Consider the following 16,788-nt stretch of genomic DNA (forward strand, 5'->3'; position numbering starts at 1 on the left):
AAGCCATCAAGTAAAAAAATCATTTTTACTTGATGGCTTTTTTATTACCCATGTGTTTTGTAAAGTTTATCTCTGAGATAGAAATGCTGAAGTTTTACCAAATGTGGCGCAAGCAGCATAAAAACCTGGAAGTACAACAATGGCATTACTTATTAGATGGTATACATAACAGATCCATACCAATATACAGTTAATATACTGCGGCTCCTGCAGGCTTGCTTTAAGCGATCCTGAATGAAAGTGTGATTGAATTTGCAGCTGAGGACCGTAAGTGCCCCGATCTTCACCGTTTAGCGCTAGATGCTAGTTATGGTAAAGATGGTATTCCTGCAAAGACTAAAGCTTCCCGGATTATTAGGTACTAACGTATTTGACGGAATTAGCGTGATAGTGCTTAGAATAGCTGTTATTCCTTATTCTGATTACATATCCTTAAGGTCTGTACCAACATCTGAAAACTAACTCAAACCCAAATTTAGCTGCAGAACAGAACCAGAATATTAATCCTGATTATTTTTTTTCGCAATAATAGAAACAGCGCTTCCAGTTAGGAAAGTGGTTTTTTTGATGGATTGGTTACTTTTTGCGTGATCTTCTCAAAATAACGCCATATGAGATAGTAAGTAAAACTTTTATTTATAGAGAGATAAGGATTTTTATTCTAAAATATCTTTATATTGTGTTGTATAAGTCATTTTATTGTCATAAATTATTTTTGTGCACTTTGGTTATTATTGTACTGTATAGAAATTATTATATTAGAAATATTAACTATTTATAAAATATAAACAAACATGTTATGAAAAAAATTCTGCAAAGTTTGTTCGTGATGTTGGTATTCGAAAAAATTAGAGTATCTCATTTTCGGGCATCTAAAGGGGGAAGTGCGTCTCGTGCACAAAATTTCAACATTTACGGTCAGACATTATTTAAATTATCCTTGTCAGGTATAGTTTAATGCTATTTAGAGCGGTATTTAGTCTGGCCCTCGTTTAAACAAACCATTTTTTTGAATACGTCTATCACAGCACGGAATGCGGATCGCATTCAATAGAGGAAAGTATTGTGTTTTAAAACGATGTTATTTTATGTTTTTATTAATTAATTCCAAAGATGAAAAGAAAATTACTTGCTTTTTTATGCGTTTTGATGTTCATAGGTTCATATACTTATGCTCAAACCCGAACCATTACCGGTAAAGTGACCGGAAAAGAAGATGGGCTTCCGCTGCCAGGCGTAAGTGTAGCCGTTAAAGGAACCAAAACAGTAGCGCAAACGGGAGCTGATGGTACATACACCATTAAAATTCCCCGCGGACAATCACTGGTTTTTAGTTTTATCGGCTTTACCAGCCAGACTTTGATTCCTGAGAGAGGATATCTTGATGTGGTACTAGAGGGATCGGCAAGCCTGCTGAACGATGTTGTCGTAATTGGTTACGGAACGCAGGTAAGGAGGGACAACATAGGGAGTATAGGTTCTGTAAAAGGCAGCGACGTTGCACAACAGCCCGTTCAAAATATACAGCAGTCACTAGGCGGGCGTGTATCTGGTGCCCAGGTAAGTTTACCCAGCGGATTATTAAATGCTACGCCGGTTATTCGTATCAGGGGTACAAATTCTATTTCCTATAGTTCACAGCCTTTATTTGTAGTAGATGGTGTACCAAGTTATAGTGCAGACGTCAGCAGTGGAACTGCGGCTGCAGCAAGTCCGCTAAGCAGCATCAATCCGGATGATATTGAGAGTGTTGATATTGCAAAAGATGCATCAGCTACTGCTATTTATGGTAGCCGCGCAGCTAATGGCGTTGTATTTATTACGACCAAAAAAGGTAAACTTGGAAAGCCGGTAGTAACGCTGGAAAGCTGGGTGGGTGTAAGCAAGAATTTCAACCTGCCAAAAATGCTCGATGCGGAACAATACACCATGATTAAAAATGAAGGATTAAAGAATGCAGGAACTTTTAATAATGATCCTGCTAATCCCTCAGCAAATGTTTATTATGCGACTTCAAAGGATGCCAGCGGGAATGTGATCAATACCAACTGGCTGGATTATATTTATAGAACCGGAACATCCTATAACACGTCAGCCAGTATATCCGGGGCTAATGAAAATACCAGTTACTATTTCTCTGCGAATTACAGCGATCAGGAAGGTTTGCTGGTCAGAAATGAATTTCAACGGAAGGTAATGCTGGCCAATGTAGACCATAAAATTAATAAGTATGTAACTGTTGGCGCTAAAATTAATTTCGCGGACAGCCGGAATCTTTCTGCTATCGGATCGGGATCTATGGGGGATGCCTTCAGTACAGCGGGGCTGGGACGTATTGGTCTGGTGCTGCCGCCAAATGTTAGTCCAAAAAACGTAGATGGAAGTTATAATCTGAATGGTAATGCTGTCGGATTGGGTGCCAATAAAGGCATAGGTATCAGTTATTATAATATTTTACCGATCGTAGATCTTAACCGGTCAAACAATGAGTTGAGCCAGGTATCTTCCAACGTTTATTTGCAGGTAAAGCCCGTGTCATGGATTACCTTTAAGACTCAATATGGTATTGATTATTTGGACAACGATATGGATATCTATCAAAATCCAATTCAAGGTGATGCCAATCCCAATGGTGAAGCTATTGCGGGATATACAAAAAATCAGAGTTGGGTTTGGGACAATACTCTGCAGTTTGATCATACTTTTGCTGAAAAGCATAATTTTAGTCTCTTGCTGGGGAATGAGCAAAACCGTTTTACAAGCAAGGGTTTTGGTATTGACCGTACAGTGATTTCAGATCCTGCTTTTGACGTTGTACAGGCGGGATATAGTACAAATGCCCCCACAAATATGGTTTACGAGGAAAATTATATATCTTCCTTCTTCGGGCGTCTGAATTACGATTTTGACAAGAAATATTATTTAAGTGCTACTTTAAGAAGAGATGAAGCTTCTCAATTTGGATTAAACAATAAAAGGGGATATTTCCCTGGAGGAGCGGTTGCATGGCAGGTTGCCCGTGAAAAATTCTGGAACGATATCGATGCAGACAAAATATTCAGCAGCTTTAAACTGAGATCCAGTTACGGTAAGGTGGGAAATAATGGTTTAGGTTCCTATGATTCCTATGGTCTGTATAGCACATCTCTTTATAATGGAGCGGGGACATTAGTGTTTAACCAGACAGGTAATTCTGCTTTAAAATGGGAGAACATTAAAACACTGGATGTAGGCGCTAGTTTTGGTGTTTTAAATGACCGGATTACTGCCGATGTCACCTATTATAAAAAGAATATTGACGATCTGATCCTGCAGGTTCCTGTAGCACCTTCATCAGGTTTACCAAGCAATCCCTCTGTAAACATTGGTTCAATGTATAACCGCGGATGGGAGTTAACGCTGAGTGCTGCGGCTATCCAGAGCAGGGATTTCTCCTGGACACCATCTTTTAACCTGGCCTTTAACCACAATGAAGTTACTGCTCTGGCAAACGGAATTACCAGGCTAACTACGTCAACAGGTGGGTTAGAAACTACAAATATTACAGAGATTGGGCATCCTATTGGTGACTTATACATTGTCCGTACTGTAGGTGTTGATCCTGCTACTGGCCGCAGAATATTTCTGAATCAGGCCGGACGTGAAGTCTTGTACCAGAAAGTTCCGCCGGCAAACGGATTTCAATGGGAATATACAGATGGTACCCAGGCACCTGCAATTACACAAAGTGCAGATGCAGTTAACTACAAACAGTCTGCGCCAAAAATATACGGAGGATTCAGCAATACATTCAGGTACAAAAGCTTCGATTTAAATGTTATGCTAACCTATCAGTTAGGCGGTTGGACTTATTATGGTACTAATGCCGGTTTGCTGGATCAGCGTTTCTGGAATAACTCTGTAGATATATTAGACAGATGGACCACTCCAGGGCAGGTAACTGATATTCCAAGGGTAGTAGCGGGAGATAACGTTTCAAATGGATCATCACTACCACTTTCATCAAATGTGTTTAGAAGTGATTTTCTGAAAGTGAAGAGCATTAATGTGGGCTATACCCTTCCTAAGCGCATTTCAAATAGTATTGGGCTGTCTAATCTGCGAGTGTACTTAACCGGGTATAATTTATTCACGATTACAGGTTATCCGGGTCCTGATCCTGAAGTTTCATCTAATGGCGCCGGCAGCAGCACCGGACAGGGGATAGACAGGAATACTGCAGGTAACCAAAGGACTGTTACAGCAGGTTTGTCTGTTAAGTTTTAACCATTAATTTTCGAAGACAATGAAAAAGAAATATCTATTAATACTAGGCTTTGGAGTACTATTGAACTGCTCCTGCAAAAAGGATTTATTGTATCCGGTGTCGCAAACCCAGGTTTCCGACCAGAATTATCAGCCTTTCTCTACGTCAGATCGTATACAAAGCCAGGTACTGGGCTTATATAATAGTTTAAGGGATGGCCGTCTTTTGGGTGGCAGATTTCAGGTATACAATGATGTGAAAGCCGATAACTGGATCAACTTTTCCAATAACCAGGTTACTGCTTCAAATACATGGAGCGAGAACGTAAACACTACCAGTCAGGAAGTGACAGGTTTGTGGGCGGCTGGATATGCTGCGATTAATAATGCCAATTTGTTTATCGATGGTATGGCCGCGAAAGGAACTTCGGTAGTAGGGGATGCTACAGGAAAGCAATATGTTGGTGAAGCAAAGTTTGTCAGGGCGATAAGTTATTATTGCCTGCTGCAGTTATATGCGCGTCCGTATGTTGATGGGAATGGCAGTCACCCGGGCTTACCTTTGCGCCTAAACGGGATATCATCTTATGGTAACCTGAATTTAGCAAGAAGTACAGTTAGCCAGATCTATGATCAGATTATCTTAGACCTGAATGATGCTGAAGCCGCTTTGCCGCTGAGTTATAGCACCAATGTAAATAACGTGGTCAGGGCACACCGTAATACTGCGATTGCTTTAAAAACGCGTGTTTACCTGACGATGGCGCGTTACAGCGACGTCATTACAGAAGCCAATAAAATTGTTAGTGCAACGGCTCCGTTTACTGCTGCCGGTGGTTCTTCCACCGGAGGGGTCGATCACGCCCTTGCCGCTGATGTGGCCAGTGTTTTCCGCACGCCTTATACCACAACTGAATCTATCTTTTCTATGCCATTTAGCGCTACAGAAGGACCTGGTACTCAAAATGGATTGGGGTATTACTTTTATCAGAATGGCGGTACGCCAGGGCTGGCAGAATTTTATCTTAACCCAACCGGGGTAATTGCAGATCCTAACTGGAAAGCTACAGACAAAAGAAGAACCGAATTGCTTTTTACCAATACCAGTACAAACAGGACCTATACGGCTAAATATACCCAGCCTGACCCCTATGCTGATTATGCACCGGTTATCCGTTATGCAGAAGTGCTGCTTAACCTGGCCGAGGCTAAAGCACATGTAAGTGGTGTAGACCCACAGGCCGTTGCTTTACTCAATGCTGTGCGTAACCGCTCGGATGCCTCAACAACCTATACAGCAGGCAGTTTTGCCAGTAGCGATGCCTTGGTCAGTGCTATTTTGCAGGAAAGAAACATAGAGTTTTTGGGTGAAGGATTACGCAATATTGATCTGATGCGGACGCTTTCGCCTATTCCGGCTAAAGGCAGTGTGCCTGCAATACCTACTACTGATCCTAGATACATCTGGCCGATATCAGGAGATGAACTGCTGTATAATAACCTGATGACAAATAATTAAATTAAGCTATTTAGATGATTAAACCCGGAGTTGCTAAAAGGCTCTTCGGGTTTGTTTTTAGCTGCTTGTTGTGGTTACAGATAGTTTAAGGTTACTGTGTTTTTTTCAACTACCAGTTTTGCTGTTTTTCCTAAAACCAATGCCCTGTTATCCTGGATATGTCCTACCGGAAAGCCAAAACATACGGGGTAATCATATTCCCGGACAATCTCCATGATAATCTGTTCCGGACTTTGTCCAAAAGGAATATCTTCTGGTTGAATGCCATTAAAAGCACCGATTACCAATCCTTTTAATCCCGCCAGTTTTCCGCAGCGCTTCAGCGTGCGAAACATTCTGTCAATAGCATATTCGTGTTCACCTACATCTTCTAGGAAAAGTATTTTATCCTGGTAATCCATTTGTGAAACGGAACCTTCCAGCGATATCAGGATGCTGAGGTTTCCTCCTATCAATATTCCCTCGGCTTCCCCTGGGCGTTGGAGATGATCGCTTTGATAAGTATAATCAAGGGCTTCACCGAATAATGCTTTTCTGAGTGTTTCCAAAGATTCCATACTGGCTCCCTCAAAAACGCCTGGCATCTGTCCATGAATACTTTGGGTATTTAACGTCGTACTGTGAGAAAGCAATACGGTGATATCGCTAAATCCGATGATCCATTTAGGATGCTGATTGTATATGGAAAAATCCAGTTCGTCGATAATACGTACCGTACCATATCCGCCGCGGGCAGCAATAATGGCTTTAATACCGGTATCATCCAGTGCAGCCTGAAAATCTTCAGTTCTCAATTGATCATCACCGGCAAATTGGTGGTATTCCGCATGAACGCTTTTTCCTACAACCACTTTCAGCCCCCAGTCCTCCAGTACGCTGATTGAAGGACCAATATCCTTTTTCAGTTTTTTCGCAGGACAGACAATAGCAACTTTGTCTCCTTTTTTTAAGTAGGCTGGCTGTTTAATCATTGGTAAAACACTTATCTTTGGCAAAATAATAAAAATAGTTTTGGATAACAGTAAAATAAAAAGATATACCGTTACGGCGGCATTGCCCTATACGAATGGCCCGGTGCATATCGGGCATTTAGCAGGTGTTTATTTACCTGCAGATACTTATGTACGTTACCTTCGTTCAAATAAAAGGGATGTGAAGTTTATTTGCGGGTCTGATGAGAACGGTGTTCCTATCACACTGAAAGCTAAAAAAGAGGGGGTAACCCCTCAGGTTGTTGTAGATAAATACCATAAAATTATAGGTGATTCCTTTAAGGAGTTTGGTGTTTCTTTTGATATTTATCACCGTACATCATCTCAGATGCATCATCAGACAGCATCTGATTTCTTTGAAACGCTTTATGAAAAGGGGCTTTTTACAGAAGAAGTAACGGAACAATACTATGATGAAAAAGCACAATCGTTCTTAGCCGACAGATATATTACAGGCACATGTCCTGTATGCGGATTTGAGCATGCTTATGGAGATCAGTGCGAGAATTGCGGAAGTACATTGAATGCGACCGACCTGATCAATCCGAAGTCAACATTATCAGGAGAACCACCTGTAAGAAAAGAAACTAAAAACTGGTTTCTTCCCTTAGAAAATTATGAGGAACGTTTAAGAGCATATATAGAAGGCCACAAAGAGTGGAAACCAAATGTTTACGGGCAGTGTTTGAGCTGGCTGAATGCCGGCCTGCAACCAAGGGCAATGACGCGCGATCTGGACTGGGGAGTGAAAGTTCCTTTAAAGGATGCTGCGGGTAAAGTGTTGTATGTTTGGTTTGATGCACCTATCGGTTATATTTCTGCTACAAAGGAATTGTTCGACTATGCTACGCTGGATGTATGGAACCCGAGGGCGGAAGAGTATTATATTAACCCTAATGGGGTAGAGCAAGGTAACTGGGAAGATTACTGGAAAGATGAAAGCACCAAGCTGGTACATTTTATTGGTAAGGATAATATTGTATTTCATTGTGTTATTTTCCCTGCTATGCTCATGGCACATGGTGGATATATCCTGGCTGATAATGTTCCTGCTAATGAGTTCCTGAATTTAGAGGGAAATAAGATTTCTACCTCTAAAAACTGGGCCGTATGGTTAAATGAATACCTTGTTGATTTTAAAGATAAACAGGATGTATTGCGTTATGTTTTAACGGCAACAGCACCAGAAACCAAGGATAATGATTTTACCTGGAAAGATTTCCAAGCTAGAAATAACAATGAGCTTGTTGCTGTTTTGGGTAATTTCATCAACAGGGTAGTAGTGCTTACACAAAAATATTTTGGTGGTAAGGTACCGATGTTAATGGGGGTTACTGAACAGGATCAGCAGGTGATCGATGAATTGGCTACCTACCCGGCTAAGATCAGTGCTTCAATCGAGAATTACAGGTTCAGGGAAGCATTAACCGAAGTGATGAACGTAGCGCGTTTAGGCAATAAATACCTGGCCGATACCGAACCCTGGAAAGTGATCAAAACTGATGAAGACAGGGTGCGTACCATCTTAAATATTGGTTTGCAGATCGTGGCTAACCTGGAAATTTTAATTGAACCTTTTCTGCCGTTTACAGCTGATAAACTCATGAAAATGCTAAATTATGGCGGACATTCATGGGAAGATGCAGGTAAAATGCATCTATTAAGCCATGGTCATCAATTAAACGAACCTGCTTTATTGTTTGAGAAAATTGAAGATGCGGAAGTGCAGGCTCAGATTGATAAACTCAATCAGAGTAAAGCAGATAATATATTAGCCAATATAGTAGTTGCACCGGTTAAAGAAAACATTGATTTTGATCAGTTTAGTACTATGGATATCCGTGTAGCCACGATAATTGCTGCGGAAAAGGTAGCCAAAACTAAAAAGCTGCTCAAATTAACCTTAGATACCGGAATAGATCAAAGGACGGTCGTTTCAGGAATTGCTGAGTATTTCTCACCAGATGAGGTGATTGGACAGCAGGTAAGTTTGCTCGTTAACCTGGCTCCGAGAGAAATTAAAGGAATTTTATCACAGGGAATGATTTTAATGTCTGAAAATTCAGATGGAAAACTTACTTTTGTGGCACCTTTACAAAATCATAGCAATGGAAGCGTAATCAGGTAGTACATGGTCCCGTAGTTCAACGGATAGAATAGAAGTTTCCTAAACTTTAGATATGAGTTCGATTCTCGTCGGGACCACTTGATAACTAATAAAATTCACCAAAAGCCCGCAAAATGCATTTTGCGGGCTTTTATTTTTTGAAAAACAACCGATTTGGTCAACTTTTTCCAGTATTCTGGTGAGTAAATCGGTGAGTAAAATCAAATCTTAAGTCTGACTCACCAGGAACCTTGTAAGTTGCTGTTAGTCAATATGTTCAGTGGTTGAACATGTTGATAATCAAGAGGCACAAATGTAAATTTGTAAACATCTTTGATTTAAATTATGAGTAGCAATTTCAATCTGCTTTTTTATCTAAAGAAGCCACGGAACTATGAATCAGGTACATTGCCTGTTTATCTAAGGATAACATTAAACGGAAAACGATCTGAATCCTCTCTTGGAAGAGAAATTGAACCCGGATCCTGGGATTCAAGGCGTGGCCGAGCACGGGGAACAAAAGAGGAAGCCAGGCAGCTAAATGCCCACTTAGATAGTGTGCTTTCAAAGATCAAACGTATTCACACCCACATGATTGATGTCAATATGGAGCTCACAGCTGATCTCCTGAGAAATGAATTTGATGGGAAAGGTGCTACTTCGAGAATGTTATTGGAAATTTTCCAGGAGCATAATGAGAATGCTGAAAGTTTAATAGGACATGGTTTCGGAATTAATACCATTAGAACATTCAAAAGTTCCTTGAAGCATCTGCGTGAATTTTTACAATGGAAGTTCAATCATCCCGATATCAGCATTAAAAAAGTGGATTTTAACTTTATAAAAAATTATGATTTGTATCTCAGAATTCAATGTAAATGTATTCCTATCTCTGCTGATAAGTATGTTAAACATTTGAAAAAAATGATATTGTTGTCAATGGCAAACGGATGGATTACAATGAATCCATTTCAGCATTATAAATCAACGGCAAAACCCAGTCCCCGCACTTTTTTAACAAAAGCGGAACTAGGTCTTATTGAGAATAAAGAACTCGCTATCGAACGATTAAAGAATGTACGAGATATTTTCATTTTCTGTTGTTATACAGGGCTGGCTTACGCAGATGTTCAAAAACTTAAACCTTCTGAAATTAAAGTTGGAGATGATGGCGAACTTTGGATATTTTCAAGCAGACAGAAAACCGAAACACCATTTCACATTCCCTTATTAAAATCTGCTATTGATATTATTGATTGTTATAGAGATCATCCCTTATGTCAAAATAAATCTATATTACTTCCGGTTTATACTAATCAACGGATGAATAGCTATTTGAAAGAAATAGCTGATTTATGCGGGATTGCTAAAGTATTGACCTTCCACATGGCCAGACATACGTTTGCTACTACTGTTACGCTCTCAAATGGAGTTCCTATCGAAACTGTTTCCAAAATGCTTGGACACAACAGTATTAAAACAACAGAACATTATGCAAAAGTTTTAGATAGTAAAATTGCAAAAGACATGGCTATATTGAAAAATAAACTAGATAAGGTAGAGTTAGACAAGATAGAGACTCTGAGCCATGTAAAGATTATCAAACTATATAATTGATCCCTACTCTAAATTATCTTATGTGTTTATTTCCAACTGGCTTTTTATCATTACAGATTGAGTAAATTATTAAGAAATTAATTATTCAAAGTATTATTTGGGTTGGTAAGTCGTTAAGTAAAAAAGCGATATATGAAAAAGTCTTACTTTAAATTTAGAGGGCGTTTTGATTTTAACCCCCATCGTTATGAAATAGGCAATCCTGTTATCCAAAATAAAAGGTTAGAAAATAATTTCTTTTTTAAAAAGCTAAATGAAATTGAAGAGAGCGAGTATGATGCCTATTTTTCTTACCACCAGCATTTTTTTATAAAACAGTTTCCCGCTGAGGGATACCAATTCTTATTATATGTACTGGATCTGCTAGATAAGAGAATTGAGAACTACGATCGTAAAGATTTCTATACTAATGCGGTACGAACCTTAAATAACCTGGATATCCTAAAATCTTTCAGAGAGGTCCTGATGCGAAAAGGTAATTGGGATATAGAAAAAGGTATAAAAGAAAAATTATTAGCGCAAGAACTGCTCAATTCTCAATTAAAAGATAAGATTAAATTGGCAACTAAATTTGATGCAATTGAAAAGATCAATATTCCTGAAGGCGCTTTACCGGCATTTATTTATTTGATTAAGCTCATTCAGCAACTGGAGCTTCCATCCGGGCAGAAACTTGCTAAAGCCCAATCTCAAAGTCCATGGTACAAAATGATAGGTAAATACTTTCACCATGGAGGAAAGGAAATATCGCTGGATACTTTAAGAAACTATTTTCCGGCAACCAAAGATGGTAAGTTGATTAAGGGGTCAGAGATTTCAGAAGAAAACCAAATCTTTGAGATTATCCGAAAAGATCATATATCTTAACTTATCCTCCCTAATCATGACCAAACAATTCCGCTGGTCACTCAAATTCGGGCATTCTAACTCAATTTTGAAGTAGCAATTGTGCTATCACTTAAAAGAAGGGAAATTTATGTCTGTGGAAATTATCACGAAGGAAGATCTTGATCGGTTCAAGGTAGACCTACTAAAGGAGATTAAACAAATGTTGTCAGCCACACCTGGTGAAAGTAAAAGGTGGCTTAAAAATTCTGAAGTACGCAAAATGTTATCGATATCCTCTGGAAAACTTCAAATGCTTCGCGTCAACAATACTCTTCCTTACACAAAAATTGGCGGTACCATGTACTATAAATTTGAAGATATTGTCAGAATGCTGGAGGGTAAATCTTAATGATTGTTATGAAACAGGAAGCACCAATGAGTCAGTTCTTTAAAAAAGCAGTTGATGACCGCAGAATTATTATCTCACATATAAGCCTATTTGCAGCTATTTGTCAATGTTGGAAAAACTGCGGATGCATTCATCCTGTCCCTGTCAAACGAAGGGAGTTAATGAAATTATCAAAGATATCTTCATTTGCCACCTACCACAAGTGTATTAAAGAGCTACATGAGATAGGGTACATTAGGTATGAGCCGTTTTATAAGACATCAGGTAGTTTGATATACTTCTTGAAAGAATAATAACGAGGATAGGTATAATCTGGATCTTTGAAATTGTCCTCCTTACAAAAAGATGTACATCTTTGAATAACCGCGTCGTGCTTGATACAAAGCCCATGAAACAGGGCAACGCAACTTCATACATGCGTTGCCTTGTTTGCGTTATGAGAAAGAGCATGATAAACCCAAGCCAAAATCATTTCCACAGAATCCAATTACAATTGGCGAACATATTAAGAAAAAACGAATGGAACTAAAGTTATTGCAAAGTGAAGTAGCAATAATTTTCAATATAAGCACTGATTGTATTACGTATTGGGAAAATAATAGAAGTACGCCGCAAGTAAACTTCATCCCTCAAATTATTGAATTTCTAGGGTATTGTCCAATTGAATTTGATGAAAGTACGCTATCAGGACGCTTAATGGCCTATCGATGGAGGAATGGGTTTAGCTATAAACGATTGGGAAGGATTCTAGGAGTAGATGGAACGACTATAGGCGTCTGGGAGAAAGGAGAGAAATTGCCTTCACAAAGGAAAGTAAAGGTGTTGGAAAAGTTATTAAGTAAGAGAGTATAAATAATGATGATCTTATTTTCTAAACCCTTTCTTTAAAATACTTTCAATTATAGCCCGCTTGATTTTAGCTTCTTCATCAGTTAATTGTATGTAAGTCACGGTAACGGTATAGGTTTTTTGCGATTTTTTACAGGGTGATTTTATTTTCTCTTTAAAGATTTCGTTTGATTTGGGATGCTCAATATTGACCTCGTATCCATCTTTTTTAACAATTGGATCATTATTGTTTTTACTAACATAACTCATTTTTTTTCTCTCAATAGCAGTCGATCCCTCGGTATAAATTATTAAAAGGGCTGTAGAAATTCGTGGTGCAAGTGCCTTGAATTGCTATAGCCTTATAAACTGTGTTTTAATAATTATAGAAGGAGTTTTGGTCAGATGAGCAGATCATAAGGTTTTTAATTGACCTGTTTTAAATTTCAGAACAGCGATTTTTATTGCTCTTTTTGTGCCTGCCAATAAAAAGTAATAGGCACGATGATTTTTAGCAGTTATAACTGGCCATTTAGCAACTCCGTTTTCTCTTTATAAACTTTTTCAAGGTCTTTAGCGGTTTGCAAACGAAGTTCTTCATTAGCTTTTAGTCTTTCATTCAGGTTGTCTATCTCCTTCTGATAATTTGCTGTAAGCTGTAATTTCACGGATTCAATCAGTTTAGCTTTTGAATTTTCCAGTTCTTCAACTGTGTGGTTGAAGGTATCGTATTTCCGACTCTTTTGTTTCTCGCATTATGCAAGTATGTTTTTTTAAATTCTTTTTTTAATTTAAAAACGTGCAAATTTGGCTGAAATACAAGGTTTGTTATCTGTTTGTTTATCAATGCTTTGTGTTGTTTTGATTTTTTTGTTACTCGTTTGTCTCCAGTTTTAGCTAACTATCTATCAGTTAATTAGCTTCATAATATGTATCGGAAAATAGCCGAGCATAATTAATTGATTTTAAATTAGTTATGAAATATTTGAACAAAATTTAAATCATTTTAATTAACTTTCAAATTATCAGTTACTTGCGAAAATAAGCCCATTGGTATATTTTATATTAACCTAATATTTGGGGCTTTTTTTTGCTCATTTGTTCCTTAAAGTGTGTTTTGTTCCTCGTTTATTTCGATTGTAACTACGAGTAACAAAAAGGAACTAAAGAAAACTAAACAACACAAAATATCGCAAAGTTTTGGGAGCAATTAAAACCATTAACAATCATTAACACTCCCTATTCTTATTTTAACATTCAAAACCTTCCCGCCCGGTAACTTTGTCCCCTGAAGCAAACGAACAATCAGACCGCTTCCATAAATAAAGGACATGATCACCAACAGTTTAGCCGCCCGAAAAGGCGGTACCAATCCAATCAAAGGCATATTATTTTCAGCAGTTTTGAGCCTGCTCTTTACTAATGTTGAAGCACAAGTTGATACCAAGGTCAACCAGAAGAAACCAGCCGTAACGGCCCCGGTCACTTACATGATGCCGGATGGCAGTTTGATTGCCAAAGATAAGATTGACAGCGTAGACAGATCCTGGAACGGCGCGCTGATGCTCGGACATGACGCCAAAGACCAGGCACAGGGCGTAATACATATCTTCCGTTTAAGCGAGGAAAATATGAAACAGATCGCGGCCCAGAATGCGAAGGCTGATTCGGCGGTTAAAGTGCTGGTTGGTAAAATGGCACCTGAATTTCAATTAACGGATATCGGTGGCCGACAATGGTCAACAGTTCAGCTGCGGGGAAAGGTAATAGTGCTTAATTTCTGGTATACCTCATGCCCACCCTGCAACGCAGAAATGCCGGACTTAAATGAACTGACTAAAAAATATGATCCTGCAAAAGTGGTTTTCCTCGCGCTAACCTTTAACGATGCGCAAAAGGTCAAAACTTACCTGGAAAGTCATGAATTCGCTTACCATATCATCGCCGGTACCAAGCCTACGGATCAGAAATACCGGATCAGCGGCTGGCCGACCAGTTTGGTAGTGAATAAAGCCGGGCTGATCACGCACGCGGTCAATATGAAAGATGATATCAAGGCAGATCTTTCCGCGGCTATTGAGGCCGACCTTTAATCACTGTTTAGCGTTATATTTGTAAAGATACCGGAATGAAAAAAAGGCTCACATTTTTATTGCTTATCGCCGCCCTTACGGCCGGAGGTATCCTGCTTTTTCAGGGCTACTGGGTCTATAATACCTATCAAACCGGGGAAAGTAACCTGAATAAGCTGCTACAGGACGCCCTGCAGAAAAGCATTGAGAATTACCAGGTGGGGCGCAGTGAGCTCCCCGCAACTTTAAAGTCCGGCGCGCCTTATATCGCAATGCTCGAATCCATTCCGGCAGATACCGGAACACACCTGAAAGTTCACCAGGGGGATCAAAACGACCAGCGCTATATGGCAAAGGTACAGGCTATTCCTTTAAAGCTATCGAGCCTGGACCGGGTGAAAGTGATGCTGGCAGAAACACAGTTCATGTCCGCTGCGCTGATGAATTCGATGGACCTGAAGGAACTAACCCGTGTTTTTAAAGCGGAGCTGCACAGGCGCAATATCGACCTGCCTTTTGTACTGGTTTTACTGAAGAACCAGCAAACCATTCCTCCCGGTAAGATCGCCGCTTTTATCAATTTCTCAAATAACAGCCCGATGGTCGAAGCGCTGATCGGTCATACCAACGAACTGGTGCTGAAGCAAAACATCATCCCGGCGATGATCTCCCTGATCCTGATCCTCTTTTCAGCGGGAAGCCTTTGCTATATGTGGATCATTATCCGCCGGCAGATGCAACTGGATCATATTAAAAATGACTTTATCAGCAATATGACGCATGAACTGCGGACACCAATCTCCATTCTAAAATCGACCCATGAGGCTTTGTACCGCTATGGCGATATCCATGAACCTGAAAAGGCGGAACGTTACCTCAAAATCAATACGGAGATCCTGGTTAAACTGGAACATAATGTTGACCGGATTCTGGATATCGCGCGCTACGAGAGTGGCGACAAGCCGGTAAGCCCGGAAACGGTGGATCTGCCTGAATTGCTCCGGGTGGTCATCGAAAGGTTCCGCAGCGATGACGGTCCTACGATAGATCTTTTTCGTCTTTCAGCGATCAGGAACGTCGTTACCGACAGTCATATCATCGATACGATCCTTTCCAATTTGCTGGACAACGCTTTAAAATACGGGGATGACAAAATGAAGGTCACCATCAGGTTGACCTCGTCGGAGGTGGGCTGGGAACTGGAAGTGACAGATAACGGCCCGGGGATAGAGCCTCAATACCTACCATTTATTTTTGATAAGTTTTACCGCGTACCTTCAGGCAACCTGCACGAGGTTAAGGGTTACGGCATCGGCCTGAGCTACGTGAAGCAATTGGTCAGTAACCTGAACGGCGTTATTTCGGTTAAAAGCAAACTGAAAACAGGGACTACATTTACCATTCACTTTCCTTTCCTATGAGCAAGATCAGGGTATTATTGGTTGAAGACGAGATCGTGCTGGCTTCTATTGTTAAAGAAACCCTGGATAGCCGGGGATTTGAGATCACCATTGCTAAAAATGGCGTAGAGGGGTGGAGTTTTTTCAAGTCCGATAAACCTGACGTGATGGTGGTAGATGTAATGATGCCCCGAAAAGACGGATTTTCCTTGGCGGAGGATGTTCGTAAGGTAGATCAAACGATACCACTGATCTTTTTAACCGCCAAATCAACATCAGCGGATGTGATCCGTGGATTGGAGATCGGTGCCGATGACTATATCAAAAAACCATTCGTCATGGAGGAACTGATCTTAAGATTGAAGGCCCTCCACCGCCGTGCAACGGTTCAGGGCGACGATGGTGACGCCGGGCTGCCTGACCATACCCGACAGATAGGACAATACCATTTTGACTATCACCGGCTGGAACTGTCCGGTGCGGGACGAGCCATCAGTTTATCACAGCGGGAGGCAGACCTTTTAAAATTGCTGATCGATCATAAAAACGCGCTGTTGGAACGCAGAACCGCGCTGATCACGATATGGGGTGATGACACTTTATTTAATGCACGTAATATGGATGTTTATATCACACGCCTGCGAAAGTATTTATCAGGTGACCCCGCTATCCAGATACAGAATATTCGCGGATTTGGCTATAAACTGATTGATTAACAACTCCAAGTAAAGATTCTATCCATCAACAAAGCCGCCGGAAATCTCTCGCCGG

The 16,788-nt window shown here is 40.0% G+C and carries 13 protein-coding genes and 1 tRNA gene; 11 read left to right on the top strand and 3 right to left on the bottom strand.

Annotation, left to right across the window (positions count from 1 at the left end):
- The first annotated feature begins 1,113 nt into the window (after positions 1–1,113).
- Positions 1,114–4,266, top strand: coding sequence for a SusC/RagA family TonB-linked outer membrane protein (locus GSQ84_RS06220; protein WP_158796398.1), 3,153 nt, complete (start codon positions 1,114–1,116; stop codon positions 4,264–4,266).
- 19 nt (positions 4,267–4,285) lie between these two features.
- Entirely contained in the window at positions 4,286–5,764 is a 1,479-nt protein-coding gene (locus tag GSQ84_RS06225) for a RagB/SusD family nutrient uptake outer membrane protein (RefSeq protein WP_158796399.1), read from the top strand.
- Positions 5,765–5,838: 74 nt separating this feature from the next.
- Here GSQ84_RS06225 and GSQ84_RS06230 read toward each other — a convergent pair whose 3' ends face one another.
- Positions 5,839–6,735 (bottom strand): LD-carboxypeptidase, encoded by an 897-nt coding sequence (locus GSQ84_RS06230; RefSeq protein WP_158796400.1) that lies wholly within the window; start codon positions 6,733–6,735, stop codon positions 5,839–5,841.
- Between the two features lie 40 nt (positions 6,736–6,775).
- On the opposite strand from GSQ84_RS06230, the gene metG reads away from it, so the two are divergent.
- From metG to GSQ84_RS06260, 6 genes are all read left to right on the top strand, one after another.
- Entirely contained in the window at positions 6,776–8,884 is a 2,109-nt protein-coding gene (metG, locus tag GSQ84_RS06235; protein ID WP_158796401.1) for a methionine--tRNA ligase, read from the top strand.
- A gap of 5 nt (positions 8,885–8,889) precedes the next feature.
- Positions 8,890–8,961 (top strand) — tRNA-Arg (locus GSQ84_RS06240).
- A gap of 247 nt (positions 8,962–9,208) precedes the next feature.
- A complete protein-coding gene (locus GSQ84_RS06245) occupies positions 9,209–10,480 on the top strand; it encodes a site-specific integrase (RefSeq protein ID WP_158796402.1) in 1,272 nt (423 codons plus the stop codon).
- Between the two features lie 132 nt (positions 10,481–10,612).
- On the top strand, positions 10,613–11,347 hold the full coding sequence (locus GSQ84_RS06250; protein ID WP_158796403.1) for a hypothetical protein: 735 nt from the start codon (positions 10,613–10,615) through the stop codon (positions 11,345–11,347).
- Between the two features lie 109 nt (positions 11,348–11,456).
- Positions 11,457–11,717, top strand: a complete 261-nt coding sequence (locus tag GSQ84_RS06255) for a helix-turn-helix domain-containing protein (protein ID WP_158796404.1) — start codon at positions 11,457–11,459, stop codon at positions 11,715–11,717.
- 429 nt (positions 11,718–12,146) lie between these two features.
- Positions 12,147–12,569: a helix-turn-helix transcriptional regulator gene (locus tag GSQ84_RS06260; protein WP_216848882.1), complete on the top strand. Its 423-nt coding sequence runs from the start codon at positions 12,147–12,149 to the stop codon at positions 12,567–12,569.
- Between the two features lie 12 nt (positions 12,570–12,581).
- Here GSQ84_RS06260 and GSQ84_RS06265 read toward each other — a convergent pair whose 3' ends face one another.
- A complete protein-coding gene (locus GSQ84_RS06265; RefSeq protein ID WP_158796405.1) occupies positions 12,582–12,815 on the bottom strand; it encodes a hypothetical protein in 234 nt (77 codons plus the stop codon).
- Positions 12,816–13,063: 248 nt separating this feature from the next.
- On the bottom strand, positions 13,064–13,213 hold the full coding sequence (locus GSQ84_RS06270) for a hypothetical protein (protein WP_158796406.1): 150 nt from the start codon (positions 13,211–13,213) through the stop codon (positions 13,064–13,066).
- Positions 13,214–13,876: 663 nt separating this feature from the next.
- Between GSQ84_RS06270 and GSQ84_RS06275 the strand changes: the two genes are divergently transcribed.
- From GSQ84_RS06275 to GSQ84_RS06285, 3 genes are read left to right on the top strand one after another with little or no spacing between them, the layout of a single operon-like run.
- Positions 13,877–14,638, top strand: coding sequence for a peroxiredoxin (locus GSQ84_RS06275; RefSeq protein WP_158796407.1), 762 nt, complete (start codon positions 13,877–13,879; stop codon positions 14,636–14,638).
- Positions 14,639–14,673: 35 nt separating this feature from the next.
- Positions 14,674–16,038 carry a sensor histidine kinase KdpD gene (locus tag GSQ84_RS06280; protein ID WP_158796408.1) on the top strand — a complete coding sequence of 455 codons (1,365 nt, stop codon included), beginning with the start codon at positions 14,674–14,676 and terminating at the stop codon, positions 16,036–16,038.
- The gene (locus GSQ84_RS06285) at positions 16,035–16,733 is read left to right on the top strand and encodes a response regulator transcription factor (RefSeq protein ID WP_158796409.1); all 699 of its coding nucleotides are present in this window, start codon (positions 16,035–16,037) and stop codon (positions 16,731–16,733) included. Before GSQ84_RS06280 ends, GSQ84_RS06285 begins: the two co-directional genes overlap by 4 nt.
- Positions 16,734–16,788: the final 55 nt, after the last annotated feature.

The organism is Pedobacter sp. L105 (genome assembly GCF_009765875.1).
GTDB lineage: Bacteria > Bacteroidota > Bacteroidia > Sphingobacteriales > Sphingobacteriaceae > Pedobacter.